Source organism: Bradyrhizobium sp. SZCCHNPS1003 (assembly GCF_032381555.1).
In the GTDB taxonomy this organism is placed as follows: domain Bacteria; phylum Pseudomonadota; class Alphaproteobacteria; order Rhizobiales; family Xanthobacteraceae; genus Bradyrhizobium.
Map to the genome: position 1 here is coordinate 138,541 of NZ_JAUHIU010000007.1, position 26,145 is coordinate 164,685.

22 protein-coding genes are annotated in these 26,145 nt (G+C 65.2%); 7 read left to right on the top strand and 15 right to left on the bottom strand.

All coding sequences use genetic code 11. The features are described 5' to 3' along the window. Positions 1-66 precede the first annotated feature (66 nt). The 5 genes from QX126_RS13295 to QX126_RS13315 all read right to left on the bottom strand — a co-directional run bounded on the left by QX126_RS13295 (position 67) and on the right by QX126_RS13315 (position 5,389). On the bottom strand, positions 67-786 hold the full coding sequence (locus tag QX126_RS13295) for a ribonuclease activity regulator RraA (RefSeq protein ID WP_315781490.1): 720 nt from the start codon (positions 784-786) through the stop codon (positions 67-69). A gap of 202 nt (positions 787-988) precedes the next feature. Continuing rightward, the gene (gene araD / locus QX126_RS13300; protein WP_315781493.1) at positions 989-2,725 is read right to left on the bottom strand and encodes an L-arabinonate dehydratase; all 1,737 of its coding nucleotides are present in this window, start codon (positions 2,723-2,725) and stop codon (positions 989-991) included. Then, positions 2,722-3,582: an ABC transporter permease gene (locus QX126_RS13305; RefSeq protein WP_315781496.1), complete on the bottom strand. Its 861-nt coding sequence runs from the start codon at positions 3,580-3,582 to the stop codon at positions 2,722-2,724. The genes araD and QX126_RS13305 overlap by 4 nt, the downstream gene beginning before the upstream one ends. Before the next feature lie 11 nt (positions 3,583-3,593). Beyond that, on the bottom strand, positions 3,594-4,358 hold the full coding sequence (locus tag QX126_RS13310; RefSeq protein ID WP_015663656.1) for an ABC transporter ATP-binding protein: 765 nt from the start codon (positions 4,356-4,358) through the stop codon (positions 3,594-3,596). Beyond that, complete coding sequence (locus QX126_RS13315) at positions 4,358-5,389, bottom strand: ABC transporter substrate-binding protein (protein WP_315781499.1); 1,032 nt, start codon at positions 5,387-5,389, stop codon at positions 4,358-4,360. Before QX126_RS13315 ends, QX126_RS13310 begins: the two co-directional genes overlap by 1 nt. A gap of 123 nt (positions 5,390-5,512) precedes the next feature. Here QX126_RS13315 and QX126_RS13320 point away from each other — a divergent pair, with 123 nt between their 5' ends. From QX126_RS13320 to QX126_RS13330, 3 genes are all read left to right on the top strand, one after another. Next, a complete protein-coding gene (locus QX126_RS13320; protein ID WP_315781502.1) occupies positions 5,513-6,223 on the top strand; it encodes a GntR family transcriptional regulator in 711 nt (236 codons plus the stop codon). Positions 6,224-6,624: 401 nt separating this feature from the next. Then, positions 6,625-7,059: a response regulator gene (locus QX126_RS13325; RefSeq protein WP_315777231.1), complete on the top strand. Its 435-nt coding sequence runs from the start codon at positions 6,625-6,627 to the stop codon at positions 7,057-7,059. Further along, complete coding sequence (locus QX126_RS13330) at positions 7,040-10,651, top strand: PAS domain S-box protein (protein ID WP_315781505.1); 3,612 nt, start codon at positions 7,040-7,042, stop codon at positions 10,649-10,651. Before QX126_RS13325 ends, QX126_RS13330 begins: the two co-directional genes overlap by 20 nt. A gap of 99 nt (positions 10,652-10,750) precedes the next feature. On the opposite strand, the gene QX126_RS13335 is transcribed toward QX126_RS13330, so the two are convergent. The 10 genes from QX126_RS13335 to QX126_RS13380 form a co-directional block, all read right to left on the bottom strand. Further along, entirely contained in the window at positions 10,751-11,386 is a 636-nt protein-coding gene (locus tag QX126_RS13335; RefSeq protein ID WP_315717165.1) for a response regulator transcription factor, read from the bottom strand. Between the two features lie 458 nt (positions 11,387-11,844). Next, the gene (locus QX126_RS13340) at positions 11,845-12,354 is read right to left on the bottom strand and encodes a response regulator (RefSeq protein WP_315781508.1); all 510 of its coding nucleotides are present in this window, start codon (positions 12,352-12,354) and stop codon (positions 11,845-11,847) included. Between the two features lie 197 nt (positions 12,355-12,551). Further along, positions 12,552-12,875, bottom strand: coding sequence for a PilZ domain-containing protein (locus QX126_RS13345; protein ID WP_315740788.1), 324 nt, complete (start codon positions 12,873-12,875; stop codon positions 12,552-12,554). Positions 12,876-12,909: 34 nt separating this feature from the next. Further along, positions 12,910-13,779: a protein-glutamate O-methyltransferase CheR gene (locus QX126_RS13350; protein WP_315716972.1), complete on the bottom strand. Its 870-nt coding sequence runs from the start codon at positions 13,777-13,779 to the stop codon at positions 12,910-12,912. Between the two features lie 29 nt (positions 13,780-13,808). After that, positions 13,809-14,198: a response regulator gene (locus tag QX126_RS13355; protein ID WP_315781511.1), complete on the bottom strand. Its 390-nt coding sequence runs from the start codon at positions 14,196-14,198 to the stop codon at positions 13,809-13,811. A 30-nt stretch (positions 14,199-14,228) separates the two neighbouring features. Continuing rightward, entirely contained in the window at positions 14,229-14,702 is a 474-nt protein-coding gene (locus QX126_RS13360) for a chemotaxis protein CheW (protein WP_315740790.1), read from the bottom strand. 26 nt (positions 14,703-14,728) lie between these two features. Further along, entirely contained in the window at positions 14,729-17,524 is a 2,796-nt protein-coding gene (locus tag QX126_RS13365; RefSeq protein ID WP_315757213.1) for a hybrid sensor histidine kinase/response regulator, read from the bottom strand. A gap of 258 nt (positions 17,525-17,782) precedes the next feature. Then, positions 17,783-18,178 (bottom strand): flagellar biosynthesis repressor FlbT, encoded by a 396-nt coding sequence (gene flbT, locus QX126_RS13370; protein ID WP_315740791.1) that lies wholly within the window; start codon positions 18,176-18,178, stop codon positions 17,783-17,785. 235 nt (positions 18,179-18,413) lie between these two features. Then, complete coding sequence (locus QX126_RS13375; protein ID WP_315777235.1) at positions 18,414-19,964, bottom strand: flagellin; 1,551 nt, start codon at positions 19,962-19,964, stop codon at positions 18,414-18,416. A 296-nt stretch (positions 19,965-20,260) separates the two neighbouring features. Beyond that, a complete protein-coding gene (locus tag QX126_RS13380; RefSeq protein ID WP_315781514.1) occupies positions 20,261-21,010 on the bottom strand; it encodes a histidine kinase dimerization/phospho-acceptor domain-containing protein in 750 nt (249 codons plus the stop codon). Between the two features lie 652 nt (positions 21,011-21,662). Here QX126_RS13380 and QX126_RS13385 point away from each other — a divergent pair. From QX126_RS13385 to QX126_RS13400, 4 genes are all read left to right on the top strand, one after another. Further along, positions 21,663-22,385: a Crp/Fnr family transcriptional regulator gene (locus QX126_RS13385; RefSeq protein ID WP_315740838.1), complete on the top strand. Its 723-nt coding sequence runs from the start codon at positions 21,663-21,665 to the stop codon at positions 22,383-22,385. Positions 22,386-22,629: 244 nt separating this feature from the next. After that, positions 22,630-23,019: a response regulator gene (locus QX126_RS13390; RefSeq protein WP_008968243.1), complete on the top strand. Its 390-nt coding sequence runs from the start codon at positions 22,630-22,632 to the stop codon at positions 23,017-23,019. A gap of 222 nt (positions 23,020-23,241) precedes the next feature. Beyond that, positions 23,242-23,556 (top strand): response regulator, encoded by a 315-nt coding sequence (locus tag QX126_RS13395; RefSeq protein ID WP_315781747.1) that lies wholly within the window; start codon positions 23,242-23,244, stop codon positions 23,554-23,556. Between the two features lie 6 nt (positions 23,557-23,562). Next, complete coding sequence (locus QX126_RS13400) at positions 23,563-26,112, top strand: hybrid sensor histidine kinase/response regulator (protein WP_315781518.1); 2,550 nt, start codon at positions 23,563-23,565, stop codon at positions 26,110-26,112. Positions 26,113-26,145: the final 33 nt, after the last annotated feature.

Sequence of the window (26,145 nt, forward strand, 5' to 3'; positions counted from 1 at the left end):
AGTCACATCCGCCTGTGTTTATGGGTCCCGGCTCGAGGCCGGGACGACAGCGGAGTGTGTGGCCGGCTACCTGCCGTTCTTCGCGCGCCACGCCGCGAAATCGGCGGGGGTCTGCGGATCAGTGGCCGGATAGAGGCCGAGGATCGAGCGTCCCTGGGCGACCTGCTCGGCGACGAAATCCTCGAACGCGGTCATCTCGAACGTCTCCTCGGCGATCTCGTCGGCGAGATGGGCGGGGATGACGATGACGCCGTCGGAATCGCCGAGGATGACGTCACCGGGAAACACCGGCGCGTCGCCGCAGGCGATCGGGCCGTTGATCTCGATCGCATGATGCAGGGTGAGATTGGTCGGCGCGCTCGGGCGCTGGTGGAAGGCGGGAATGCCGAGCTTGGCGATCTCGGCCGCATCGCGAAACCCGCCATCGGTGACGACACCGGCGACGCCGCGCTGCTGCAGGCGGCTGACCAGGATCGCGCCGGCCGAGGCAGCCCGCGCGTCCTTGCGGCTATCCATCACCAGCACCGCACCGGGCGGGCATTCCTCCACGGCCTTGCGCTGCGGATGGGCACGGTCGCGAAACACCTCGATGGTGTTGAGGTCCTCGCGCGCCGGGATATAGCGCAGGGTGAAGGCCTCGCCGACCATGGTCGGCGCGTCCGGATTGAGCGGGTGGACGTTCTGGATGCATTGGATGCGCAGGCCGCGCTTGAACAGCGCGGTGGCGACGGTCGCGGTCGAGACGGTCTTGAGCTTGTTGCGGGTGGTGTCGCTGAGTTTGGTCATGCGGTGCTCGTCGTTCTCCCCTCCCCCTTGCGGGGAGGGGTAGGGGGTGGGGGTCCTCATCAACGGTGTCGCTTGGGGTACCCCCCTCCCCGACCCTCCCCCGCAAGGGGGGAGGGAGCGCACCTTTGTCGCGGTGATAGTCAGAGTCGCAAATCTCGAGGTTCCGGGGTCAGGCTTCGCCCGCCCCAGAACGACTGTGGAGTTAGTAGATCACCGGCTCGCCCACGGGCGCACCGAAGCCGGTCTCGAGGAAGTCGAAATCACAGCCGTCATTGGCCTGCTTGATATGGCGGGCGAACATCCAGCCATAGCCACGCTCGAAGCGCGGCGTTGGCGGTGTCCAGGCGGCGCGACGGCGCGCCAATTCGTCCTCAGGCACATCAAGATTGATTGTGCGCGCGGCGACGTCGAGCGTGATGCGGTCGCCGTTCTTCACCAGCGCCAGGGGACCGCCGACATAGGCCTCCGGCGCGACGTGCAGGATGCAGGCGCCATAGCTGGTGCCGCTCATGCGTGCGTCCGACAGCCGCACCATGTCGCGCACGCCCTGCTTCACCAGCTTGGTCGGGATCGGCAGCATGCCCCATTCGGGCATGCCCGGCCCGCCCTGCGGCCCGGCATTGCGCAGGATCAGCACGTGGTCGGCAGTGACGTCGAGCTCGGGATCGTCGATCGCCTTCTTCATCGAGGGATAGTCGTCGAACACCAGTGCCGGGCCGGTGTGCCTGAGGAAGCGCGGCTCGCAGGCGGAGGGCTTGATGACGCAGCCGTCCGGCGCGAGGTTGCCCTTGAGCACGGCGAGCGCGCCCTCGCGGTAGATCGGGTTGGATTGCGGACGGATCACATCGTCATTGTAGACGCCGGCGCTCGCGATGTTGTCGCCCAGCGTGCGGCCGTTGACGGTAAGGCAGTCGAGATGGAGATGCTCCTTCATCCGGCTCATCAGGCCAGGCAGCCCGCCGGCGTAGTAGAAGTCCTCCATCAGGTAGGTGTCGCCGCTCGGCCGGACATTGGCGAGCACCGGCACCTTGCGGCTGGCCGCCTCGAAATCGTTGAGGCCGATATCGGCGCCCGCACGGCGTGCCTGCGCGATCACATGAATGATCGCGTTGGTCGAGCAGCCCATCGCCATCGCGACCGCGATCGCATTCTCGAACGCTGGCCGCGTCTGAATCTTCGACGGCGTCAGGTCCTCCCACACCATCTCGACGACGCGGCGGCCGCACTCCGAGCTCATGCGGATGTGCTCGGCATCGGCGGCGGGAATCGACGAGGCGCCGGGCAAGGTCATGCCGATGGCCTCGGCAATCGCGGTCATGGTCGAGGCCGTGCCCATGGTCATGCAGGTGCCATGGCTGCGCGCGATGCCGGCCTCCATCGCGTTCCAATCGGTATCCGACAGTTTTCCGGCGCGCCGCTCGTCCCAATACTTCCAGGCGTCTGAGCCCGAGCCGAGCGTCTTGCCCTTCCAATTGCCGCGCAGCATCGGTCCTGCGGGGAGATAGATCGCCGGCAGGTTCATGCTGGTGGCGCCGAGCAGCAGCGCCGGCGTGGTCTTGTCGCAACCGCCCATCAGCACGACGCCGTCGACAGGATGGCTGCGCAGCAGTTCCTCGACGTCCATCGCCAGCATGTTGCGATAGAGCATCGTGGTCGGCTTCAACAGCGACTCCGACAGCGACAGCGCCGGCAGCTCGATCGGGAAGCCACCGGCCATCAGCACGCCGCGCTTGACGTCGTCGACCCGCTGCTTGAAGTGCATGTGGCAGGGCTGGGCGTCGGACCAGGTGTTGACGATGGCGATGACCGGGCGGCCCTTCCACTCCTCCTGGGCATAGCCCATCTGCATCACGCGCGAGCGATGGCCGAAGGAGCGGAGATCGTCGGGCGCGAACCAGCGCGCGCTGCGCAGCTGATCGGGTTGCTTGCGCTCGCTCATGATTGGGTCCCCCAGGTCAGCACGGTCTTGCGCTCGATGGTGCGGAAGACCAGGTTCTCGACCACGAGGCCGATCACGATCACGGTCAAGAGGCCGGCGAACACGGCCGGAATCTCCAGCAGGTTGCGATTCTCGAAGATGAACCAGCCGAGGCCGCCCTGACCCGAGGACACGCCGAACACCAGCTCGGCCGCGATCAGGGTGCGCCACGCAAACGCCCAGCCGATCTTGAGGCCGGTGAGGATGGCGCCGAACGCCGCGGGGATCAGGATGCGGATCACGTAGGAGAAGCCATTGAGGCCGTAATTGCGTCCGACCATGCGCAGCGTGTTGGAGACGCTCTTGAAGCCGGAATGGGTGTTGAGCGCGACCGGCCACAGCACCGAATGGATCAGCACGAAGACGAGGCTGCCGCTGCCGAGCCCAAACCAGATCAGCGCCAGCGGCAGCAGCGCAATCGCCGGCAGCGGGTTGAACATCGCCGTGACGGTCTCGAGGAAATCGGTGCCGATGCGGGTCGATATCGCGAGCACGGTCAGGATGGCCGCCAGCGTAATGCCGGCGGCATAGCCCATGAACAGCACCTTCAGCGAGGTCCAGGCGCGCATCGGAATGGTGCCGTCGCGCACCTTCTCCCAGAGCGCAGCGATGGTGTCGGAGAAGGGCGGGAACAACAGCGGATTGTCGAGATAGCTGCCGTAGGCCTGCCAGATCGCGGCGAGCACGACGATGATCAGGGTCTTGCGCACGAAGCCGTCGTTCCACAGCAGCTCGAGCATGCTGAGCTTGCGCTCGACCTCGGCCGGGGACGCGCTCACCGCAGCCGTGTCGCGCAGGATGATCTTTGCGTCAGCCATGGGAGCGGCCCTCAATGTGCCGTTGCGGGTTCAGAAAACAGCAGGTCATGGATCTGCTTCTCCAGGCGTGCGGCACTGCCATCCTCGGCCGAGACCTTGTCAACGTCGATGACCTCGGCCTTGACCCGCCCCGGATGCGGCGACAGCAGCAGGATGCGGTTGCCGATCTTGATGGCTTCCGCGATCGAATGCGTCACGAACAGCACCGTGAACTTGGTCTCGTTCCAGAGCTGCAACAGCTCGTCCTGGCAGGTGCGCCGCGTCAGCGCATCGAGCGCCGCGAATGGCTCGTCCATCAAGAGAATGTCCGGCTCCATCGCCATGCCCCTGGCAATCGCGACGCGCTGCTTCATGCCGCCTGACAGCGTATGCGGATAGGCATCGACGACGCGCGTCAGCCCGACCTTCTCGATATAGGCGCGGGCGCGGCTCTCGGCCTCCTTGCGCGGCATGCGCCGCGCCGTCAGCAGCGGGAACATCACGTTGGCGAGCACGGTCTTCCACGGCAGCAGTTGATCGAACTCCTGGAAGATCATCATGCGGTCGGCGCCGGGACCGGTGATCTCGCGGCCGTTGATGCGCATCCGTCCTTCGCTCGGCTTGATGTAACCACCGACCGCCTTCAGCAGGGTCGACTTGCCGCAGCCGGACGGTCCGAGCAGGACGAAGCGATCGGAGCGGTCGACGGAGAAGCCGACGCGTTCGGTTGCCGTGATCACGGCGCTGGAGGTCTTGTAGCGCAAAGTGACGCCATCGACATCGAGCAGCGCAGACATCAGTTGCCCTTCAGATCATGGGCGACCGGCAGGTAGTAGTCGGTCCAGGCCTTGGGCTGGGTCTTGATGGTGCCGATCTTGGCGAGATGCGCGGCGAACTTCATCGTGCCCTGCGGCTCCAGGTTCCACTCCATCATGCCGGGCTCCTTGAGCCAAGCGAGCAGATCCTCGACCGAGGTCTTGTCGCCGGTGATCTCCTTGTAGATCTCCACCGCCGTCCGGGTATCGCTGCGGATCAGGTCTTGCGCCTCCTTGGTGGCGTCGCGGACCGCCTGGATGATCTTCGGGTTGGCGTCCGCGAACTTCGCCGTGGTGAAGAACTGCGCCTGGCTGAGCGGTCCACCCATCACGTCGGGCGAATTCATCACGACGTGCGCGCCGGGGACGTTCTTCAATTCGAGGAACGTATAGGGCGGAATCGAGAAATGGTTGTGTACCTCGTGCTGCGGGTTCGAAAGCGCGGTATAGGCGTCGGGATGGCCGAGTTGCACGGTGTTGGCGTCGAGCTTGTTCCACTGATCGGCGCCGAACGCCTCGGCGGCCGCGATCTGCAGCACGATGGCCTGGGTCGAGACCTTGACGGTCGGCACGGCGATCTTGTCGGTGGGGCCGAAGTCCTTGATCGACTTGATGTTGGGATCGCGGCTGATCAGGGTCATCGGCTGTGCCGAGGTCGCGACGATACCCTTCACGCCGCCGCGGGTACGGTCCCACAACAACAGCAGATTGCCGGTGCCGGTGTTGAGAATCTCGACGCTGCCCGACAGCAGCGCATCGGTCTGCGCGCCGCCGCCGGAGAAGGTCAGCCATTTGGTGGTGACGCCGGGCACGCCAAGCGCGGCGGCATGCTTCTCGATCAGCTTGTTCTTCTCGATGATGTGGCTCGGCATGTAGAAGATGCCGGGCTGGCGCGACAGCGAGACCTCGGTCTTCTGCTGGGCCTGTGCGGCGTCATTCCAGGCCGCCGCGACCAGCAGCGCGGCCAGCAGGCCGGCGGCTCGTGCGGCCGAGCGCCCGAACTTCTCGAACATGGGACATCCCTCCTCGCGTGCCGGCTCCTTCTTGACGGCCGGCGGAGAGATGCACTAATGCATTAGTGCATCTCTGACAAGGGCTGTTCTGCCCTGCGACATTCGAGCCGGACGTCCGACCAAATGGTATTGCCCGCGACGCCTGCTGCGGTTCTCCCGCCCGAACGGCTCGATCCGAGCCGGCGTGCGGCACCGCAGGTCTTCGAGCGGTTGCGCGACCAGATCATCGCGCTGGCGCTGCCGCCGGGAGCGCCATTGTCGCGGCCGGCGCTGCAAGCCGAGTTCGGCCTCAGCTCGACACCGATCCGGGACGCGCTGATGCGGCTGGCCGAAGAGGGCCTGGTCGACGTCTTCCCGCAGCATGCGACCCTGGTCAGCCGCATCGACGTGGCTCGCGCGCAGCAGGCGCAGTTCCTGCGCCTGGCGCTGGAGCTCGAGATCGTGCGGCTGCTCGCGCTGACACCGGCGGCGGCCCCGATCGACGAGCTGCATGCCCTGATCGCCCAGCAGAGACGGTTCGCCAAGGACGGCAACTTCACCTCGTTCACGATCGTCGACAACGCATTCCACGAGCGGCTCTACACCGCCGCGGACAAGCACGAGCTGTGGAGTCTGGTCCGCAGCCGCAGCGGTCACATCGACCGGCTGCGCCGGCTGCATCTGCCTTCGCCCGGCAAGGCGCAGACCATCCTGCGCCACCACAAGCAGATCGTCGACGCGATCGCCGCGGGCCGGCCGGACGAGGCGCAGACGCATCTGCGCGAGCACCTGACCGGCACGCTGAGCGACCTCGCGACCATTCGCGGCCGCTGGCCGGACTATCTCAGCGGCTAGCGGCCTGCCCAATCGGAGGACATAAGCGGTGTCACGCCGCACCCCGGCACGTCGCTCCTGTGGCCACTCCGTCCCGTGCAGGTCCGCATTGTCTCCACCCGTCGCGCCGCCCGGGATCGTCGACCTTAGACATATGCTTAAATATTGTGCATTCAGCGGGACTGCCCTCGCCGGAACGAGGCGATTATGAAGCGCTCCGCGCCCTGCAACTACGGCGCGAGCGCCTCGAATGCAGGCACGGCGCCCGGATGGTCCACCCTTCGCCCGCACGGGACATCGATCACCGCGTCCCATCCTGCATGTGACTTGCGCGGCGAAGCGCTTGCGGCGCGCCGCGAATTGGGCAAAACCTTTGCAACTGACCGTTGGTCTTGCTGCCAGCCAATCGGGAGATGCGGAGCGTGGCGAAGATTCTGGTCGTGGACGACGATCCGCTCATGCAGCTGACAATTCAGCGCGTGCTCGAACGCGCCGGTCACGTCGTCGGAATCGCCGGTGACGGCCAGAAGGCGCTCGTCCGCTTCAAAAGCGAGAGCTTCGACCTGGTGATCCTGGACATCTTCATGCCGGGCATGGACGGGCTGGAGGCGATGCGCATGATCCTCAAGCAAACGCCGGGTGTTCCGATCATCATGACCTCGGGACGTCCCCACACCCCGACCTCGATGTCAGAGCCCGACTATCTTGCCATGGCTACCAAGCTGGGAGCGGTTTCCGCATTGCCCAAGCCGTTCAAGCCGGCAGCCCTCCTGACGATGGTTTCCGATTGCCTGGCATCGGCAGGCGATCAGGCTACTCGACCCAGGCCAGGCCACGATGCTGTTCCGAACTCCTGACAGCCGAAGCAAAGAGCCCCTGCTGAGCGGCGCGCAGCCCGCGAGCGAGGGTCCGCGGCTCGGCGGCCGCATCACGCTGACGACGCGACTGGCTGTCGCGATGATCCTGCTGGTCGCGATCGCGGTGTTCGCCGTCGGCTGGCTCGGCTACCGCAGCCTCGAGCGGGCGCTGCTGCCGCGCGCGCTCGATCGAATCGAGTCGCATTCGCGCCTGATGGCGACCGAGCTCGAAAACTATGTCGGCGGTGCCCGCAACGACATCAACGGCTATCGCGCCTCGCCAAATCTGGCAACGTTGATACGCACGCTGAAGACGGGGGCTCCCGATCCCCGCGAAGGGCTGCCGGCGCAGTCGTGGCGCGAGCGGGTCGCAATGCGCTACTTCGCTGAGCTGCAGGCCAAGCAGACCTACGCGATGATCCGCCTTGTCGGGATCGAGAACAATTATCGCGAGCTGCTCCGGGTCGACCGGCTCGGGCCGGGCAACACGGTGCGGATCGTTCCGGAGAACGAGCTGATCACGCGCGGCGAACGCAACTACATCAAGGAGACGCTGAGCCTGCCGCCCGGCGGCATCCGACTCTCGCCGATCATTCTCGACGGCAACACGACGGATCCCAAGACAGGCGTGCCGATGCTGTGCGTCGGCACGCCGGTGTTCGCGCCGGACGGCAAGCCGTACGCGATCCTGATGATCGATCTCGACATGCGCCCGATCTTCGCGCATCTGCGCGCCGCGGCCCGGCCGGGCGCCCAGCTCTACCTGGTGAACGCCCGCGGCGACTATCTCTTCCATCCCGAATCCGACCGGGAATTCGCCTCCAAGCGCGGCCGATCGACGCGATGGCAGGACGATTTTCCGACGCTCGCCGGCGCGACGGGCAGCGCCGAAGGTTTCGCGCAGATCCTGCACGACGAGGCCGATCGTCCCGGCGGCGTCGCCTTCGCTCCGGCGCTGCTCGCGGGACAGGAATGGGTGGCGGTGATCGAGACGATCCCGAACACCGCCTTCATGGCGCCCGCCCTCGCCATCCGCAAGACGGCGATCGAGGTCGGCCTGATCGCGATGCTGTGCGCAGCCGCGCTCGCCTTCGTGGTCGCGCGCTCGCTGACGCGGCCGATCAACCAGCTGACCCAGGCCGTCGAGGGCGTGGGCCGCGGCGAGGCGGTGAACATTCCGCTCGAGGCGGTCGGCGAGACCGGCGTGCTGGCGCGCGCCTTTGCCCGCGTGCTGGACGAGGTTCGCACCAAGACCGCCGAGCTCGAGCGCGAAGTCCAGGAGCATTACCTGACCGAAGCGGCGCGCGACCATTTCGCCGCCCGCGAACGCCTCTACAGTGCAGCGGTGGAATCGTCGAACGACGCGATCGTGACGCTGTCGCTGGACGGCACCATCACTGCGTGGAATCCGGCAGCCGAGGCCATGCTGGGCTACTCCGCCGAGGAGGCCGTGGGCCGCCGTGCGGATTTCCTCGTGCCGCCAGAGCGCATGGCCGAGGCCCAGGACATTCTGGCGCGCATGGCCCGCGGCGAGCGGATCCAGCACTTCGAGACGGTGCGGATCCGCAAGGACGGTGAGCTGGTCCAGGTCTCGCTCAGCGTCTCGCCGATCAAATCACCGACGGGCCAGATCATCGGCGCCTCCAAGATCGCACGCGACGTCACCGAGAGCCGCCGGACCGAGCTGGCGCTGCGCCAGCAGACCGAGGAGCGGCGGCGCATCTTCGAGACGTCGCGGGACCTGATCCTCATCACCGACCGCAATGGCATCCTGGTCCAGGTCTCACCGAGCGTGGAGACGATTCTCGGCTATACGCCGGCCGAGATGATCGGCCGCAGCGGCGCGGATTTCATCCACTCCGGCGATCTGCTCAAAGCACGCGAGGAGCTTCGTGCCTCGCGCCTCGGCCTGCGCGCACGCACCTCCGACTGCCGCTACGTCCACAAGGACGGCCGCGTGGTGACTCTGTCTTGGACCTCGAACTGGTCGGAGCCGGTGCAGCGCCACTTCTTCATCGGGCGCGACATGACCGAGAGCCGGCTGGCGCAGGAGACGCTGCGGGAGAGCGAGCAGCTCGCCCGCAACATCATCGAGACCGCGCTCGATGCCTTCGTCCAGGTCGACGACAACGGCGCCATTCTCAACTGGAACTCCCAGGCCGAGAAGATCTTCGGCTGGTCGCGCGCCGAGATCATCGGCAAGGACGTGTTCGACGTGATCACGGTCGGGGACGTCGGCGAGGAGCTGCGCGAGGCGCTCGGCCGCATCCTGATGACCGGACAAGCGAGCGCGCTCGGGGTCGGCCGTCGGCGCGAGGTCATGGTGAAGCGGCGCGACGGCCGCGAGTTCAAGGCCGAGCTCAGCGTGACCGCGCTGAAGACCCGCAACGGCTTCGTGCTGAACGGCTTCTTCCGCGACCTCACCGACAAGATCGCGACCGAGGAGCGGATCCGCCAGTCCGAGAAGATGGAGGCGATCGGCCAGCTCACCGGCGGCATCGCGCACGACTTCAACAACATCCTCACCGTGATCACCGGCACGATCGAGATTCTCGCCGCGGCCGTGGCCAAGGAGCCGCAGCTCGCCGCGATCACCAGGATGATCGACGAGGCCGCCGCGCGCGGTGCCGATCTCACCCAGCATCTGCTCGCCTTTGCGCGCCGGCAGCCGCTGCAGCCGCGCGAGGTCGACGTCAACACGCTGATGATCGACACGGCCAAGCTGCTGCGGCCGACGCTCGGAGAGCAGATCGAGATCGAGTCCGTCTTCCAGGACGAGACCTGCGTGGCGCATGTCGATCCGAACCAGCTCGCCACGGCGGTCATCAACCTCGCGCTCAATGCCCGCGACGCGATGCTGAATGGCGGCAAGCTCATCCTGGAGACCGGCTGGGCCGACCTCGACGAGAACTACGCAAGTCTCTACGACGACGTGCGGCCCGGTCGCTACGCGATGATCGCGGTGAGCGACAGTGGCAGCGGCATTCCGGCCGCCATCATCGACAAGGTGTTCAATCCGTTCTTCACCTCGAAGGGGCCGGGCAAGGGGACGGGCCTCGGATTGTCGATGGTGTACGGCTTCGTGAAGCAATCGGCCGGACACATCAGGATCTACAGCGAAGAAGGCCACGGCACCACGATCCGGATGTACCTGCCGCCGGGCAGCGAAGAGGCGGTCACGGAGCCATCGGGCGCCGCGCCGGCGATCCAGGGCGGCCAGGAGACGATCCTGGTGGTGGAGGACGATCGGCTGGTGCGCGGCTACGTTCTCGCCCAGCTCCATGCGCTGGGCTATGCGACGCTGGAGGCGGCCAATGCCGCCGAAGCGCTGGCGATCACCAATGCCGGAGAGCCGTTCGATCTGCTCTTCACCGACATCATCATGCCGGGGACGATGAACGGCCGCCAGCTCGCATCCGAGATCCAGCGGATTCGCCCGGCGCAGCGGGTCCTATTCACCTCCGGCTACACCGAAAATGCCGTGGTGCATCACGGTCGGCTCGACGAGGGAATTCTTCTGCTGCCGAAACCGTACCGCAAATCCGAGCTCGCCAAGATGATCCGCAAGGCGCTCGCCGCCACCGAGGCTTGAGCAATGCGGCTTGACCATGCGGCCTGACCAACGCGGCCTGGCGCTTGCGATTGCCGCTGCTCCAGAGCGAGGCCACGTGCGGGCGGCCCGGCCATCGGCTCAATTGGCGCGCGACGCCGTCATCACGATGCGGATCAGATCGGCCGCGTTGCGCGCGCCGAGCTTCTTCATGATGTTGGCGCGGTGATCCTCGATCGTGCGCGGGCTGATGCCCAGCGTGCGCCCCGCCTCCTTGTTCGAGGCCCCCGCCGTGAACTGTTCCAGGACCTCGCGCTCGCGCCGCGTCAGCGGCTCGCGGCCGGGGAAATGCAGCGAGCCGATCTTCGGCGAGGCGTTCTCCTTCTGCCGCCGCGCGAACGCGCCGATCGCCTCGTTCAGACGGGCCACGATCTCACTGCCGCGGAACGGCTTCTCGATGAAGTCGAGCGCCCCGTTCTTGATCGCGTTCACGGCCATCGGGATGTCGCCCTGGCCCGAGATCATGAAGATCGGAGCCGGATAGTCCTCGCCGTGCAGTTCCCTGAGAATGTCGAGACCCGACTTTCCGGGGATGTGCACGTCGAGCAGGATACAGGCCGGTGTCCTGCTCCGCGCCACCGCCAGGAGCGCGGCGCCGTCCGCAAAACAGATCACTTCATACCCACCCGCCGACAAGACCATCGAGAGGGTGTCACGCACGGCTGGATCGTCATCGACGACAAAGATCTCACCGCGGGAAGTTGTTTGTTCGGCCATGGGCGATTGCTCTTGCAAAGGAGAAGAAACAATGAAAGCGCGTCTTATGATACCATACTCGTCGGGTGCTTTGGGCACCCGTATTTGTACGGTTTATGATCCTAACCCACAAGTAGTAGCTGCAGATCGGTGACCGCCTTCACGAGACCACGATCTGGACACGATCTCAAGGCAGCCGTCGTGAGCGGCATGCTGCTTTGCAAAACACATCAACGTCGACAGCGTCATGATCGACATCAAGCTCTGATCGCATCGGCGTTGCCGGCTTGCACCACGCCGAACGGGCATGCTCGGTGCCAGACCATTGCACGGCTCTTGCCACGAAAATCTGCACGGCATTTGACACAAGACGTGCAGTCCTCAGCCAGCCTTGCCCTCGTCTTGATCAGAGATCGGCGGGATTTGGACGTTGCACAGGATGTGCACTCTGGACCGCGGCTTGTGCCGATGCAGGTCTCTCAGGACCGATGCTTCGCGGCAACACTTTCGGCTGCGACGCCGCCCCAGGTGTGAACCACGGGCAGGCCGAGCGCAGTCTTGCCGAGATTGGCAAGGCAGATGCGCAGCGCCGCCAGATCGACCGGCTTCGGCAGACTCTGCAGGTCGATCCCGAGCGAGCGCGCGAGCAGCCGGGCCTCAATTCGCTTCGCCGCATCCATGCCGCTGATCACGATCACGGAACCGGCGAAGCGGGTATCTGCGATGACCTTGAGGACCTCGGTCCCGTCGCCATCCTCGAACATGAGATCGAGCGTCACGCAGTCGAAGCGCTTGTTGCGCACCTCGCGGATCGCGTCGCTGCAGGTGGCCGCGACCGTCACGGCATGGCCGGCCTGCTTGGCCGCCAGCGCGATCAGCGTCCGCTGCGCGGCGTCGTCGTCGACGACCAAGAGCTGCAACGCGCGCCGTTCGCCATCGTCCGCGCGCTCCGGCCGGCTGGGTGCAAGTTCCGAACTCATGACCGGCATTGGTCGTTCCTGGAAAATTTGACCGAGGTCATTGTCATACACGTCCGACCCTGCGGCGGCGTAAAGCGGTTCTCCGAAAACTGGCTCCCGGCCTTAGGACTTGCGCGGGATCCGGGGCGGCGCGTCTCCTCGTCGCTTCGCGCGCGGAAGCTTCCCGAGCGGTGGGCGAGCAATGCGCCGCGCTGCCGGAAGGCGAATTAGTTGACGGTCGTTTCCTGGCCGGCGGAAGCGTTGCCACGCTTCTTCTTGTTCTTTCCCTTGATGAACTGGATGTCCATCTCGGAGCCGTTGACCCGGACCAACTCGCAGCGGCGGTAGGCGAGCCCCGTCGAGGACAGCAGCAGAAAGAACTCCTTCAGGTTCAATCCCTGGATCGATCCTTCGACCGTCAGCACCGCGTCGTTGTCCGAGATGGCGTTGAGCTGGCAGTCCCTGCGCCAGGTCCCGTCGATGCCCATGATGCAAACATCGTAGCCGCGGCTGAAGGTGACGCGCTCCGTACCTTTGTTCTCGTCAGACATCTTCGCGTCCTGCTCTGTTGGGCTGCGGGAACATCTAGTTGCCCGCGGCCGCGATCCTGGGCATTCCCGGAGCGGGCGCCTTCGCCGCGGAAGCGATCCCGCTCGGGCGATACAGGCCACGCCGGTCCGCGAGCGGCTTGAACACGTCGGTGAGGCCGACGACGGTCTCCGCAGCACCGAGTACGAGGAAGCCGTCCGGCTCCATCTGCTTGGCGAGCCGGCCGAAAATGTTGATCTTGGTGTCCTGATCGAAATAGATCAGCACGTTGCGGCAGAACACGACGTCGAACGTGCCGAGCTGGGAGAAGTCGTGCAGCAGATTGAGCTGCCGATGCTGGACCATGCCGCGCACGTCGGAATTGATCTGCCAGAGCTCGCCTGCCTGCTTGAAATATTTGACCAGAAGCTGGATCGGCAGCCCGCGCTGCACCTCGAACTGGCTGTAGAGACCCGCTTTCGACTTCTCGAGCACTTCCTGGGAGAGATCGGTGGCGATGATCTCGATGCGCCATCCACTGAGCGCAGATCCCATCTCCTTGAGCGACATCGCCAGCGAATACGGCTCCTGGCCGGTCGAGCACGCGGCGCACCAGATCCGGATCGACTTGCGATTGGCGCGGGCCTTGAGGAGCTCCGGCATGATCACGTCACGGAAGTGATCGAACGGGACCTTGTCGCGGAAGAAGAACGTCTCGTTGGTCGTCATCGCTTCGACGACCTGACTTATCAGGGCGCTCGACCCGTCCTTCAGCTTCTGGACGAGATCGCTGATGCTGGCGAGACCGGCCTTGCGCGCGAGCGGAAGCAGGCGGCTCTCGATCAGATATTGCTTGTCGGCAGACAGATCGAGACCCGATTTGTCTCGAAGCAGCTTGCGCAGGAACTCATAATCAGGCTGGTTCACGGACGGCCTCTTCTGGGCAGACGAAGGGATCAGGCGGATTCGGCTGACAGCGCCTGGATGAGACCGACTTCCTGGAATTTGGCGGCGACAATCTCTTTGTCGAACGGCTTCATGATGTATTCGTTGGCGCCAGCGTTCAGCGCGCGCGAAATATGATCGATGTCGTTCTCCGTGGTGCAGAACACCACCTTCGGGCCTTCGCCGCCCGGCAGCCGGCGCAGGCGCCCGAGGAAATCATAGCCGTCCATGACGGGCATGTTCCAGTCGAGCAGAATGGCGTCCGGCAGGCTCTTGGTGCAGATCCCGAGCGCCCGCTCGCCATCCTCCGCCTCGACGACGGAGAAGCCCAGCTCCTCCAGGATACGGCGTGCGATCTTGCGCACGACGCTGGAGTCATCCACGACCAGACAGCTCTTCATTGTTGTCTCCCCTATGGGACGGTTGACGGACTAGGCGGCGATTGCTGCCTTCGGCAGGAGCTCGAGCACGCGATCGACATCGAGGATGACCATCAGCTGACCGTCGAGGCGGTGCACGCCGCCGGCGAGCTTCGCCATGCGCGGGTCGAGATTGACCGGGTTCTCCTCCCGGCTCTCCTCGGGCAGCCGCAGCACCTCGCCGATCTGATCGATCAGGAGACCATAGGACTCGCCACGCAGATCGACGCCGACCGCCATCGGCGGCTTGCCGTCCTCGGCGCGGGCGAGGCCGAGCCGCGCCCGCATGTCGACGACGGTCACGATGCGGCCGCGCAGGTTGAGGACGCCGGCGATCTCCGCCGACGACAGCGGCACCCGCGTCACCCGCTCCGGCATGAACACGTCCTGCACCCGCGAGATGGGCAGGCCGAACAGCTGACCGCCGATCATCGCAGTGACGTATTCGACGGCGGCGCCTTCGGTGGTTTCGATCTTGCTGCTCATCGCACGCTGCTCCTGTCCGCTTGCTGTCACGCGGCCCGCCGGTTGGCTTCGGCGCGCGCCCGTTCCTCGATCTGTTCCTTCAGCGCCGCGATCAGGCCGGGACGGTCGAACTTGGCGATGTAGTCGTAGAGCCCGGCCTGGCGGCCGCGCTCGATCGCCGCCGGCGACACCAGCGACGACACCGCGATGACCGGCATCTGGTTCAGGTTCTGGTCGGCGCGGATCGCCTCGGTGAACTCGAAGCCGTTCATCTCCGGCATCTCGATGTCGGTGACGACGATGTCGAAGCTGTGCCCGGAACGCAGCGTGGCGAGGCCCTCGATCGCCGACGCCGCCGTGCGCACCTTGTAGCCGGCCGACTTCAACACCGGCGCCAGCATGTTGCGGAAGAACGGCGAGTCGTCGACCAAGAGCACCGACTGCGTCTGCGACTCGGTCGCCATCTCCTTGCGGATGAACCAGTCGGCGAACGCCATCGGCAGGAAGTGGCCGACGTCGATCACTTCCGTCGCCTGGCCCTTGATCACCGCCGAGCCGAGGATGCCGTCCTTGGCGCCGGATACCTGGATGTTGAGCCGCTCCTCGACGATGTCGATGATCTCGTCGACCACGAGGCCCATCGCCCGGGTCTCGTCGGCGAACACCAGGATCGGCTGCGAGCCCGACGTCTGCACCGACACGCCTTCCATCTGCACCAAGGGCATCAGCTGGTCGCGGTACTGCACCATGTAGCGGCCGTTGGAGATCTCGATCTTGTCGGCCGCGATCTCCTCCAGGCGCGTGACCAGCGCCAGCGGCACCGCCTTGGGCTGCGCCGTGCCGGCGCGGAACACCAGGAGCGAGGTGAGCTGCTCGCCGCCGATCGCGTGATGCGCGGCGTGTTCGTCGGATACCGCCTGCGAGGCCGAGCCGGCGGCGCCGAGCGCTTTCGCAATGCCGTTCGGATCGATGATCATGATCACGGCGCCGTCGCCCAGGATGGTGTTGCCCGAGAACATGTCGATGTGACGCAGCTTGGTCGACATCGGCTTGACCACGATTTCCTCGGTGTGGAACACGCAGTCGACCACGATGCCGAAGGTCTGGTTGCCGACCTGCGTCACCACGATGAAGCCGTTCTCCGGATCGGTCGACGAGCCGTCGTCGATCTTCAAGAGCTTCTTCAGATGCATCAGCGGCAGCAGCTTGTTGCGCAAGCGCAGCACCGCGGTGTCCTTGATGCGCTCGATGCGGTGCTCGGAGTTGGCGCGCGCGCGCACCAGCTCGACGACCGACAATTGCGGGATCGCGAAGCGGTCGCCGCCGGCTTCGACGATCAGCGCCGAGACGATCGCGAGCGTCAGCGGGATCTTGATGGTGACCGAGGTGCCCTCGCCGAGCACCGACTTGATGTCGATGGTGCCGCCGATCTGGTCGATGTTGGTGCGCACCACGTCCATGCCGACGCCGCGGCCCGAGACCGAGGTGACGGCGGCCGCGGTCGAGAAGCCCGGCTCGAAGATGAACTTGTGGATCTGCGCTTCCGTCATCTTCTCGAGCTCGGCCTCGGTGACGAGGCCGTTCGCCAAGGCCTTGGCCTTGATGCGCTCGGTGTTGAGGCCGCGGCCGTTGTCGGCGATGCAGATGATGATGTGGCCGCCTTCATGATAGGCGGACAGCCGGATGGTGCCCTGCTCGGCCTTGCCGGCCGCGGCACGCTCGGCCATCGTCTCCAGGCCGTGATCGGCGGAGTTGCGCACCATGTGGGTGAGCGGGTCCTTGATCAGGTCGAGCACCTGGCGGTCGAGCTCGGTGTCGGCGCCGTGCATCTCGAGCTCGATCTGCTTGCCGAGCTCGGTGGCGAGGTCGCGGACGATGCGCGGCAGCTTCTGCCAGGCATTGCCGATCGGCTGCATGCGCGTCTTCATGACGCCCTCCTGCAGCTCGGCGGTGACGTTGGACAGCCGCTGCAGCGGCACCTTGAACTCGGTGTCCTCGTTGCGGCGGGCGATCTCGAGCAGCTGGTTGCGCGTCAGCACCAGCTCCGAGACCATCGTCATCAGATGTTCGAGCGTGTCGACGTTGACGCGGATCGACTGGTTGGCGACCTTGTCGTTCTCGTGCACCTCGCCATCGGCATTGGCCTTGGCGCGCGCCGCCTTCTTCGGCGCCTCGGCCTTGGCCTCTGCTTCCGCCTTGGCAGGCCCGGCCTTGGCGACCGGCGCCGGGGCAGCGGCTTTGGGCTCAGGCGCCTTCTCATGCGCGGGCGGCAACTCGATCGCGGTCTCGCGGAAGGCGCGCTCGAGCTCGTCGAGCGACACTTCGCCCGGACGCAGCGGACGCTCCAGCGTCTGGTCGATCAGCGAGCCGTGCGTGACCGCGGGCGCGGCCGGCGCTGCAGGCGCAAGCGGTGGCGCGGTCTCGCCGGCCATCGCGATCGGCTCCGCCGACGCGGCCATTGCCGCCATGCCGCGCTCGACCATGGCTTCGAGCTCGCTGATGAGGTCGCGGTCCTCGCCCTCGGGCTCGGCCTCGTTGGCCTCGAGCTGTCCGAGGATGTCCTTGATGCGGTCGATGGTGGTGAGGATCAGCGTCACGGCCTCGCCGGTGACCGGCATGCCGTCGCGGAACTTGCCCATCAGGGTCTCGGCGGCATGCGCCAGCGCTTCGAGCCGCGGCAGGCCGAGGAAGCCGCAGGTCCCCTTGATCGTGTGCACCAGCCGGAAGATGTTATCGAGGATCTTGGCGTTGTTCGGCTCCTGCTCGAACCGCACCAATTGATTATCGACGGTGTCCAGGCTCTCGCTGGTCTCCGTCAGAAACTCACGCAACAGGTCATCCATGAAACTGGCCTTCCAAGAATTGGCGCCGCGGTCACGGGGCGACCGCTGATCCCTGTCAGAGCAACGGTCGGTCCCAGCCTTCACCAGCCGCGCGGATCGATACCCGGCCCTCGCTGACTGGGCTGAACAGACTTTCTGTCCGTGCCATCGTTAGGTGGGGCTTTTATCCGTCCCGTTAATTTTATTGTCCGTGCTAATACGGACGTAGCATCAACCTCTCAGGCTGCGGCGAGCCCGGCCCCTTCGGCGGCCGGAATGTCAAGGCATCGCTTCGGCCGGCGCGACTGCGCGATCCTCTCGCTCGATCAGCGCCCTGATCTCCTTCAGCGCCTTGTACAGCGCCCCTTCCGTGACATGGCGATCCACCGTCTCGGCTTGGCCGGCGGCTTCCGGAATCGCCCTGCGCAACTCGTTCATGCAGGCGAGATAGGACGCGCGATAGCGGATCGCGTCGTTCTTCAGGTACATTGTCTGGACGCAGAGATAGAGGCGCTTGGCCGGCGTATCGGCGGTCTCGGCGGTGACGGTGTCACGTTCGCGGAGTATAGGCGCGTCGCCTTCGACGATGAAGCGGGCGCGCGTGTTCGAATTCACGATGACGCTGTCGCCGATCACGATGCGCTCGAAAGGCTTCAGCTCGACCCGCAGGGGCATGGCCCAACTCTCCTCTCAGAAGGCTCCTCTCGGGAGTCTCCTCTCGGGAGCGGCGTCGTCGGCAGGCTGCATTCGCGTCGACACGACGTTGCTCTCGTGCTCGCTGTCCGGCTGATCCGGCGCCGCAGACGCCGCAGACGCCGAAGCCGAGCGACGTCAATCTTCGAATATTCTAGAGCCGAAAACGGCGGGGCAAGCCCCGCCGCCTCCGATGTTCGTGGGTGCCGCCCGCGCCTTAGCGCAGGAGCTGCAGCACGCTCGCCTGCGACTGGTTGGCGAGCGACAGCGCGGACACCGCGATCGACTGGCGGGTCGACAGCGCCTGGCTGTTGGCCGCTTCCTCGTTGGTGTCGGCCAGCGTCAGGTTCGACGAGCCGGTCTGCAGCACGTTGATCAGGTTCTTGTTGAAGTCCTGACGAACCTGCACGACCGAGAGGTTCGAACCCAGCGTCGAGGCCTCGTTGCGCAGCGTGGAGCTCGCGGTGGTGAGCACGCCGATGACCTTGTTCGCCGAGCTGTTGTCGAGGAAGTCGGTGCCCGAGGTCAACGTCGAGAGGCCGAGGCCCGCCGAGTTGAACGTGACACCAGTGATCGACAGCGTCGACTTGCCGGTTTCGTTGAAGGTCAGCTTCAGCGTGTCGCCGTTCAGCAGGTTGATGCCGTTGAACGAAGCGTCAGCAGCGGTCGTGTTGATCTGCGCCAGCACGTTGTTGTACTGCGAGACCAAGCTTGCGCGCTGCGTCTGCGCGGTCGCATCCGCCACCGGAGCCGCCGCCGTCAGACCATTGAAGGCCTGGCTGGCCGCAGCCGACGTACCACCGATCGCGCCGATCGTGGCCGAAGCCGCGTCGTTGGTCGTGGTGATCGAGATCTTGCCGGTGGACGAGTCGACCGTGGCCTGCAGGTTGTTGGCTGCGAGCTTGGCGTTGAGATCGTTCAGCGACTTGACCTGTCCTGTCCCTAGACCGAACGTGATGCTGGTCGCGGTGCCACCTCCTGTGGCGCCGACCGTCAAGGTCTGACCTGACAAGCCATCGCCGACGGCAGTCAGCCCGAGCTTGCCTAAGGTGCCGGTGCTGCCCGAGAGCGTCAATCCCGCCGCCGGAGGCGTCAGGGTGATCGCACCCGCGGTGATCGACGCGGTCACGCCGGTCTGGGTCTGGATCGCCGACAGCAGGTTGCTGACGCTGTCGCCGATGCCGATGTTGGTGCCGGACGAGGACGTGCCGGTGACGAAGGTGAAGGTGGTGCCGTTGACGACCAGCGTCTCACCGGAGGTGATGCCGGTGGCGAGGTTGTTCGACGCGGTGCCCGCCGTACCCGACAGCTTGGTCGAGCCGGTGATCGCCACCGCGCTCGAGGTATTGTCGTTGTTCACGACCGAGCCGGTCACAGCCGTCGAGCTGGAGCCGAGCAGGTCGGTGGCGGTCGCGCCGGTCAGAGCCGCCGAGGTGACGCTGGACTTGGTGGAATAGCCCACGGAGCTCTGCAGCACCTGGTTGGCGATCGACTTGGCGCTGTCGACGAGCTTCTGCAGCGAGGTGATGCCGGTGTTGGCGGCCTGCAGCACCTGCACGCCGTTGCCGATGCCGTCGAGCAGATTGGAGATGTCGGAAGCGCGGTTGTCGAGACCCTGGGCGGTGAAGAAGTTGGTCGGATTGTCGAGCGCCGAGTTGACCTTCTTGCCCGTGGAGAGGTTGTTCTGCGTGGTCGCGAGGAGCTGAGCCGTCGACTGGAGCGAGAGCAGGTTCTGGCGAACCGACGCGGAGAGGACGATACCTGACATTGTCATTCCCTTCTGGATGAACATGAGTAAACATCGCCGCACCGTTCTGTCGGCGATGGCGCAGACTGGTCCGCGGAATCCTACCCGTTCGTTAAATTGATCCCGGAACGGCCGCGCGCGGCGTCCGCCACCGCCGTTAATCCTAATTGGCCGCTAATCAGTTCGATCAAATGCGCGCAGACCGCAGGGACTCGCGGTAAAATGGCGCACTGACACGGCCTCGCGGTCGACGCGCGCCGATGCGCGGTGCGACCGTTAAGGCAGCGCTAACTATGAGCTTGCGGAAGAGCGGCCGACTACGAGGGGACGCGGTCCGCGCGCGGGAGGACGATCTCGACGCCGGCGGTCCGGCCGCGCGGCTCCTTGAGCTCCAGACGTCCGTTCGAACGCCTGACGAAATCCTCGACCATGCGGATCTCCGAGAAGGCGGGATCGGCTGGAGAGGCATCCGCCGCGCTCACTGACGCCGTCAACACGATCAGCACGTCGGAGGAAATGCCGTCGGCACCCGAGGCGTCCGCACGCATGCGCCTTGCCTCGATGTCGATGCAGCCGCCATGCTCCAATCGATGTCGGGCCCCGATCGCAAGACACAGCAGTGCCGCCATCAGTTGTCCCGGATCGGCGAAGACGGCCGGCACGTCCGCGCCCACCGATGTCGTCACCTCGACCTCGGTGCCCAATGTCGGACGAAGCAGACGAGCGACGTCGATCAGGAGCTCGTTCAACTCCACCGCACATGGCAGCGGCGGCCGGCCTCTTGCGAACGACAGAAGCTGCGAGGTCAATCGAGCGCCACGAGTCGCAGCCTCGTCGATCAGACGCGCGACGGCCGCCAGTTCGGGCTTGTCCTCGACCGCTTCGGCGAGAATGTCGATGGTCCCCGTGATCACGGTGAGAATGTTGTTGAAGTCGTGCAGCAGGCCACCGGCAACCTGACCGACGATCGCCATTCCTGGGTGGATGTCCGGCGTCGCTGCGGCCGGAATGTCTACGCCCGCGCTCGGCAACGACTGGTTGGACCGCTGGTAGGTGGAAGAGGCCATGAATCCTGCATTACCTGTTGGGGGGGGAGGACGGCGGGGCTATCGGGACGCAAACGAACGGACGCCGCTGCAACGTTCAGCTTCGTCTTGGCGCTCAGTCTCATCGCTGACCATCGATCGCGCTCCAGCTGGATGCAGCATCAGGCGGACTCCTGCTCCTGCAATGACGACAACCTCGTCACCGCCAGTCGCAAAGCACCGGCCGATGCCTCCACTCGCGACGAGGGTTGCATCCGACAGAAAAAGATCCGTCAACGAATCAGCGCGCTTATTAGCGATTTTGGCTTCAAGATGTCCGCTGTCAATGCGGCCGCATGCTACGTGGTGTCCGTGCCCGCCGGAGCTGCGGCGGCCGGAGCAAGAAGGAGGCCCGCCGCAAGCGCGTTGCGCTGCTTTCACCAGCCGAGGCCGATGCGTGCCGACTGTATACAACAGCGCGCTATCAGATCAGCACATCGCACACATGTTGATGGCCAAATGCGCAACCGCGCATCCGCGCCCGTCTGCACGACAACGAGCACAACAGGAACGAATGGCCTTTACTGGGAATATTACCCGTGATTCTTCTTGTCAGCGGATAGGACGCAGTTCTATGGAACCATGAGTGCATTGAGATCTGCGAGGCTCCGTTACTGCAATGCAGGAGATGGCTTTGGACCCCAGCTTGCGTTCTCCGAACGGCTTCCTGTCGTCACTGACCGACGATGACTTCGAGCTGATCCGACCCTATCTGCGGACCGTGGATCTGGTGCAAGACTCCATTCTCGCCGAGGTCGGCGAAAAGCTTTCGCGCATCTACTTTCCTCATCGCGGCGTCATCTCGCTGGTCGTGAACCTCGCGCGCGGAGAGCGCGTTCAGGTGGCGATGATCGGTCGCGACAGTCTCTTCGGAAGCATGTCCCTGCTCGCGGGCGGCGATCCGGTGGTGCTGAACAGCGCGGCGGTCCTCGTTCCCGGTGCTGCATCGGTCGTCGACATCGACAAGGTACGGGCGGCCGCCGAACAGAGCCCCTCGTTTCGCGCGCTGATGTTGCGCCACGCACTCGCCATCTACGTGCAGAGCCAGCAGACCGCCGGTTGCAACGCCGCCCACACCGTCGAGTCGCGTCTCGCCCGTTGCCTGCTGCAGACGCATGACCTTTCAGGCGGCAACAAGCTCTACATCACCCAGGAGGCCCTGGCGCAGATGATCGGCGCCCGGCGCAACAGCGTCTCGCTGGTGGCGAGCACGCTGCAGCAGGCGGACTTCATCCACTATAGCCGCGGCCATATCGAGATCATCGATCTGGACGGGCTGAAGAAGACGGCGTGCGAGTGCTACGGTACGGTGAAGGCCCACTACGAGAATCTGGTCCGGCCACGCAGCGTGCCGTGAGCAGGCGTCGTTCCGGCCCTCGCTCGTCGCGCGCCGTTGCCTCGCCGAGCGCCCTTGCCTCCGTACAACTACGGCCCGTGGCATGATCCCCATCGTCGGCACCGCTGGAATTAACGCGCTGTTCAACGGGCGCTGATAATTGTCGACGTGCTGACGAGCGCGAGTTCCAAGAGGCGTCGAATAATCTTCGTGCTGATATACCTCGCCCGTGTTCGGCTTTTGACCAAACGCGCGGAGTAATGACATGGCCTTTGATCTGTCGATGCCGATCCTGGTGGTCGATGACTACGCCACTATGATCCGGATCATCCGCAACCTGCTGAAGCAGCTCGGATTTGAGAACGTCGACGACGCCAGCGACGGATCGGCCGCGCTCTCGAAGATGCAGGCGAAGAAGTACGGTCTGGTGATCTCCGACTGGAACATGGAACCGATGACCGGCTACGACCTGCTGCGGGAGGTGCGCGCCAGCCCGGAGCTGTCGAAGACCCCGTTCATCATGATCACAGCCGAGTCGAAGACCGAAAACGTCATCGCCGCCAAGAAGGCCGGCGTGAGCAACTACATCGTCAAGCCGTTCAACGCGGCGACGCTCAAGACCAAGATGGAAGCCGTGTTCGGCCCGGCCGAATAGCCGAGCTCCGTGGGAATGTCCTGCGCGGCGGCCGGACCGGTGTTCGGCCGCTTTCTCTTTGGCGGGCGAACTCCGCGTGGTTGACGACGGCAGGACGCATACATCGCCGTGCCCTCCCGTAGTCGTACGGAAACCAAAATTTACGAGGGGGTCAGAGCCGGCCGATAGGCATAATCCTGCTTGCCGATGACCGCGTCAGGGTGGCAACGGAACAGGGAATTCATGCGCAACGAACTCCTCGTGATCGAAGATGCCGCCGTGCATCTTTCCATCTTGCGAAAGATCGCAGCACAGGCCGGCTTCAACACGACGGACGTGAGCCCGGTCGACGCAGCCTCGATCGTCCTGCAGAAGAGGAACTTGGACTGCGTCATGCCGGACCTCTCGCTGGACAACCGCCCCGGCACCGAGGTTCTCGAGCTGAACATAGATTCTCCCTTCTCGAAGCCGATCGATCTGATGCGGCTCCGGCAGACTCTGAAGCAGATCGCGCAGGAGACCGATTGCCGGCGGCTGGTCAGAGCGGCGGGCTGGTAGCAGGCGATGAGCAACAAGAAACGCTTTCTGGGAGCGCCTTCAGCGATCGCGCTGATCCTCATCTGCGTCATTGCCGGCAGCAACCTGTTCTTCCTCACCAACCTGCGCGAGAACGCGCTTCAGCACGCCGAGGAAGATCTCAGCCGCCATAGTCTCACGCTTGCAGAGAACGCCGACCGCTCGGTGAAATCGGTCGACCTCGTGCTCACGAGCGTGCGCGACTACCTGGTGCGCGGCGGCGCCATCGACGCTGCGGCGTTTCGCAAGGTCGCGTCAGACCATCAGACCCACCTCCTGCTCAAGGAGAAAATCGCAGGACTGCCGCAGATCGATGCGGTGACGCTGATCGACGCACAAGGCGGGCTCCTGAACTTCTCGCGCTACTGGCCGATCCCGGACGTCAACATCGCCGACCGCGACTATTTCAAGGCGCTGAAGGCCGACCCTGCACTGCGGACCTTCCTCAGCACGCCGGTTCAGAATCGCGGCGACGGCACTTGGAACATCTATTTTGCCCGCCGGCTCGACGAGCCCAATGGCGAGTTCATGGGCATGATGCTCGGCGCCATGTCCGTGCCCTATCTGGAGAACTTCTTCGGCTCCACCGCGCAGGGTCTTGATGCCGCGGTGTCGCTGATCCGCGAGGACGGTACGCTGCTCGCGCATTTTCCGCCCACGAGCGAGATCGGCAAGCCGACCTCCGGCTTCGGTCAGCGCGCACTGTCGGCCGGCGGCGTGCTGCGCGAACCCTCCGCACGAACCGGCGAGATGCGCCTGCGGGCGGCAAAGATGCTGCCGAACTATCCCGCGATGATCGTGGTGTCGGTGTTCGAGCACGACGTCCTGAAGGCCTGGCGCGACATGGCGACGCTTCTGGTCATCGTGTCCCTGGTGAGCGCGATGGCCGTGTTCGCGGCCGCCGTCCTGATCTCACGCTGGTGGGAACGCCACGAGCACCTGATCGAGGCCGCCGAGGCCGCGAACGCGGCGAAGTCCACTTTCGTCGCGATGATGAGCCACGAGATCCGCACGCCGATGAACGCGGTGCTCGGCCTCGCCACGACGCTGCTGGAGACCAATCTCGATCCCGAGCAGCGCCGCTCGGTGGTGGCGATCCACAATGCCGGCGACAATCTGCTCGGGATCCTCAACGACATTCTCGACTTCTCCAAGCTCGAATCCGGCCAGCTCTCGCTCGAGGACATCGCGTTCTCCGCCGAGGCCCTGGTCCACAACACGCTGAGCATCATCGGTCCGCGGGCTTCCGCCAAGGACCTGAAGCTGAGGAGCGTCAGCGACCCGGCGGTGCCGCCCGCGCTGGTCGGCGACGCCGGCCGCATTCGCCAGATCCTGCTCAACCTGGTGTCCAACGCGGTCAAGTTCACCTCGTCAGGCGAAGTGGTCGTCACGACGCGCTGCATCGAGAAGGATGACGAGAAGGCGACGGTGGAATGGACGGTGACCGACACCGGCATCGGCATTGCCGCCGACAAGATCGGCTCGCTGTTCGCGAACTTCGTCCAGGCCGACAATTCGATCAGCCGCCGGTTCGGCGGCTCCGGACTCGGGCTTGCGATCTGCAAGCGCCTGATCGAGCAGATGGGGGGTGACATCAAGGTCACCTCGACGCTGGGCAGCGGATCCACCTTCTCGTTCCGCCTGACGCTGCCGATTGCCGAGACCATCGCGGTGCCAGAGCAGAACGACGACGGCATCTACACCTCGCTGCAGAACCGGATCGCGGCGTTCGGCCGGCCGCTGCGCGTCCTCGTGGTCGACGACAATCCGACCAATCGCCTGGTCGCGACCAAGATGCTCAAGGATTTCGACATCCAGACCGACACGGCCTGCGACGGCGCCGAGGCCGTCACCGCCGCCAGCCGCTTCAACTACGACCTGATCCTGATGGACGTCCGCATGCCGGAGATGGACGGCTTCCAGGCAACCCGGACCATTCGCGCGCGAGGCGAGCGCCGTTCCAACGTGCCGATCATCGCCTTCACGGCGAACGCCTTCATGGAGGATATTCGGGCCTGCCGGGAAGCCGGGATGAACGACTTCGTCGTCAAGCCGGCCCGCAAGAAAGCGCTCGTGGAGGCCATCCTGCGCGTGCTGCCCCTGCCCGTGCCGGTGCTGGACACCGTGGCGTCAGACGCCCCGCTGGTGCCGGCCCAGCCGGATGCCAGGGCCGCCGACATTGCCGCCGACACCGAAATTGCTCCCGAAGCCGCGCTCGATCGCGAAGCCTATGCCGAGCTGGTCGGCGAGATCGGAGACGAGGCCGCGGAGGAGATCCGCGACGTGTTCTTCAGCGAGACGGATGCGCGGCTGAAGCAGCTCCGCCAGCTGACGCTCGACGGCGGGCGCATCAAGATCGGCCGCGAGGCGCATTCGCTGAAGAGCGCAGCCGGAACCTTCGGCTACCGCCGGCTTGCGGCCTACGCGCTCGCGCTGGAGAAGAGCGCGCCACGCCTGTCCGCCAAGGAGTATGCCGAGCTGCTCGACAACATCGAGGCCGCCTACGCCGCCGCCCGCGCCCAGGAGCTGCAATATTGAAGCGAGGGAGGCCGCAGGCCTCCATGGCGCAAT

What these genes read in the sequence shown, in the direction of transcription:
- QX126_RS13295 (WP_315781490.1), bottom strand. Translation starts at nt 786, where the DNA reads ATGACCAAACTCAGCGACACCACCCGCAACAAGCTCAAGACCGTCTCG.
- araD (WP_315781493.1), bottom strand. Translation starts at nt 2,725, where the DNA reads ATGAGCGAGCGCAAGCAACCCGATCAGCTGCGCAGCGCGCGCTGGTTC.
- QX126_RS13305 (WP_315781496.1), bottom strand. Translation starts at nt 3,582, where the DNA reads ATGGCTGACGCAAAGATCATCCTGCGCGACACGGCTGCGGTGAGCGCG.
- QX126_RS13310 (WP_015663656.1), bottom strand. Translation starts at nt 4,358, where the DNA reads ATGTCTGCGCTGCTCGATGTCGATGGCGTCACTTTGCGCTACAAGACC.
- QX126_RS13315 (WP_315781499.1), bottom strand. Translation starts at nt 5,389, where the DNA reads ATGTTCGAGAAGTTCGGGCGCTCGGCCGCACGAGCCGCCGGCCTGCTG.
- QX126_RS13320 (WP_315781502.1), top strand. Translation starts at nt 5,513, where the DNA reads ATGGTATTGCCCGCGACGCCTGCTGCGGTTCTCCCGCCCGAACGGCTC.
- QX126_RS13330 (WP_315781505.1), top strand. Translation starts at nt 7,040, where the DNA reads ATGCTGTTCCGAACTCCTGACAGCCGAAGCAAAGAGCCCCTGCTGAGC.
- QX126_RS13335 (WP_315717165.1), bottom strand. Translation starts at nt 11,386, where the DNA reads ATGGCCGAACAAACAACTTCCCGCGGTGAGATCTTTGTCGTCGATGAC.
- QX126_RS13340 (WP_315781508.1), bottom strand. Translation starts at nt 12,354, where the DNA reads ATGCCGGTCATGAGTTCGGAACTTGCACCCAGCCGGCCGGAGCGCGCG.
- QX126_RS13345 (WP_315740788.1), bottom strand. Translation starts at nt 12,875, where the DNA reads ATGTCTGACGAGAACAAAGGTACGGAGCGCGTCACCTTCAGCCGCGGC.
- QX126_RS13355 (WP_315781511.1), bottom strand. Translation starts at nt 14,198, where the DNA reads ATGAAGAGCTGTCTGGTCGTGGATGACTCCAGCGTCGTGCGCAAGATC.
- QX126_RS13360 (WP_315740790.1), bottom strand. Translation starts at nt 14,702, where the DNA reads ATGAGCAGCAAGATCGAAACCACCGAAGGCGCCGCCGTCGAATACGTC.
- QX126_RS13365 (WP_315757213.1), bottom strand. Translation starts at nt 17,524, where the DNA reads ATGGATGACCTGTTGCGTGAGTTTCTGACGGAGACCAGCGAGAGCCTG.
- flbT (WP_315740791.1), bottom strand. Translation starts at nt 18,178, where the DNA reads ATGCCCCTGCGGGTCGAGCTGAAGCCTTTCGAGCGCATCGTGATCGGC.
- QX126_RS13375 (WP_315777235.1), bottom strand. Translation starts at nt 19,964, where the DNA reads ATGTCAGGTATCGTCCTCTCCGCGTCGGTTCGCCAGAACCTGCTCTCG.
- QX126_RS13380 (WP_315781514.1), bottom strand. Translation starts at nt 21,010, where the DNA reads ATGGCCTCTTCCACCTACCAGCGGTCCAACCAGTCGTTGCCGAGCGCG.
- QX126_RS13390 (WP_008968243.1), top strand. Translation starts at nt 22,630, where the DNA reads ATGGCCTTTGATCTGTCGATGCCGATCCTGGTGGTCGATGACTACGCC.
- QX126_RS13395 (WP_315781747.1), top strand. Translation starts at nt 23,242, where the DNA reads ATGCGCAACGAACTCCTCGTGATCGAAGATGCCGCCGTGCATCTTTCC.
- QX126_RS13400 (WP_315781518.1), top strand. Translation starts at nt 23,563, where the DNA reads ATGAGCAACAAGAAACGCTTTCTGGGAGCGCCTTCAGCGATCGCGCTG.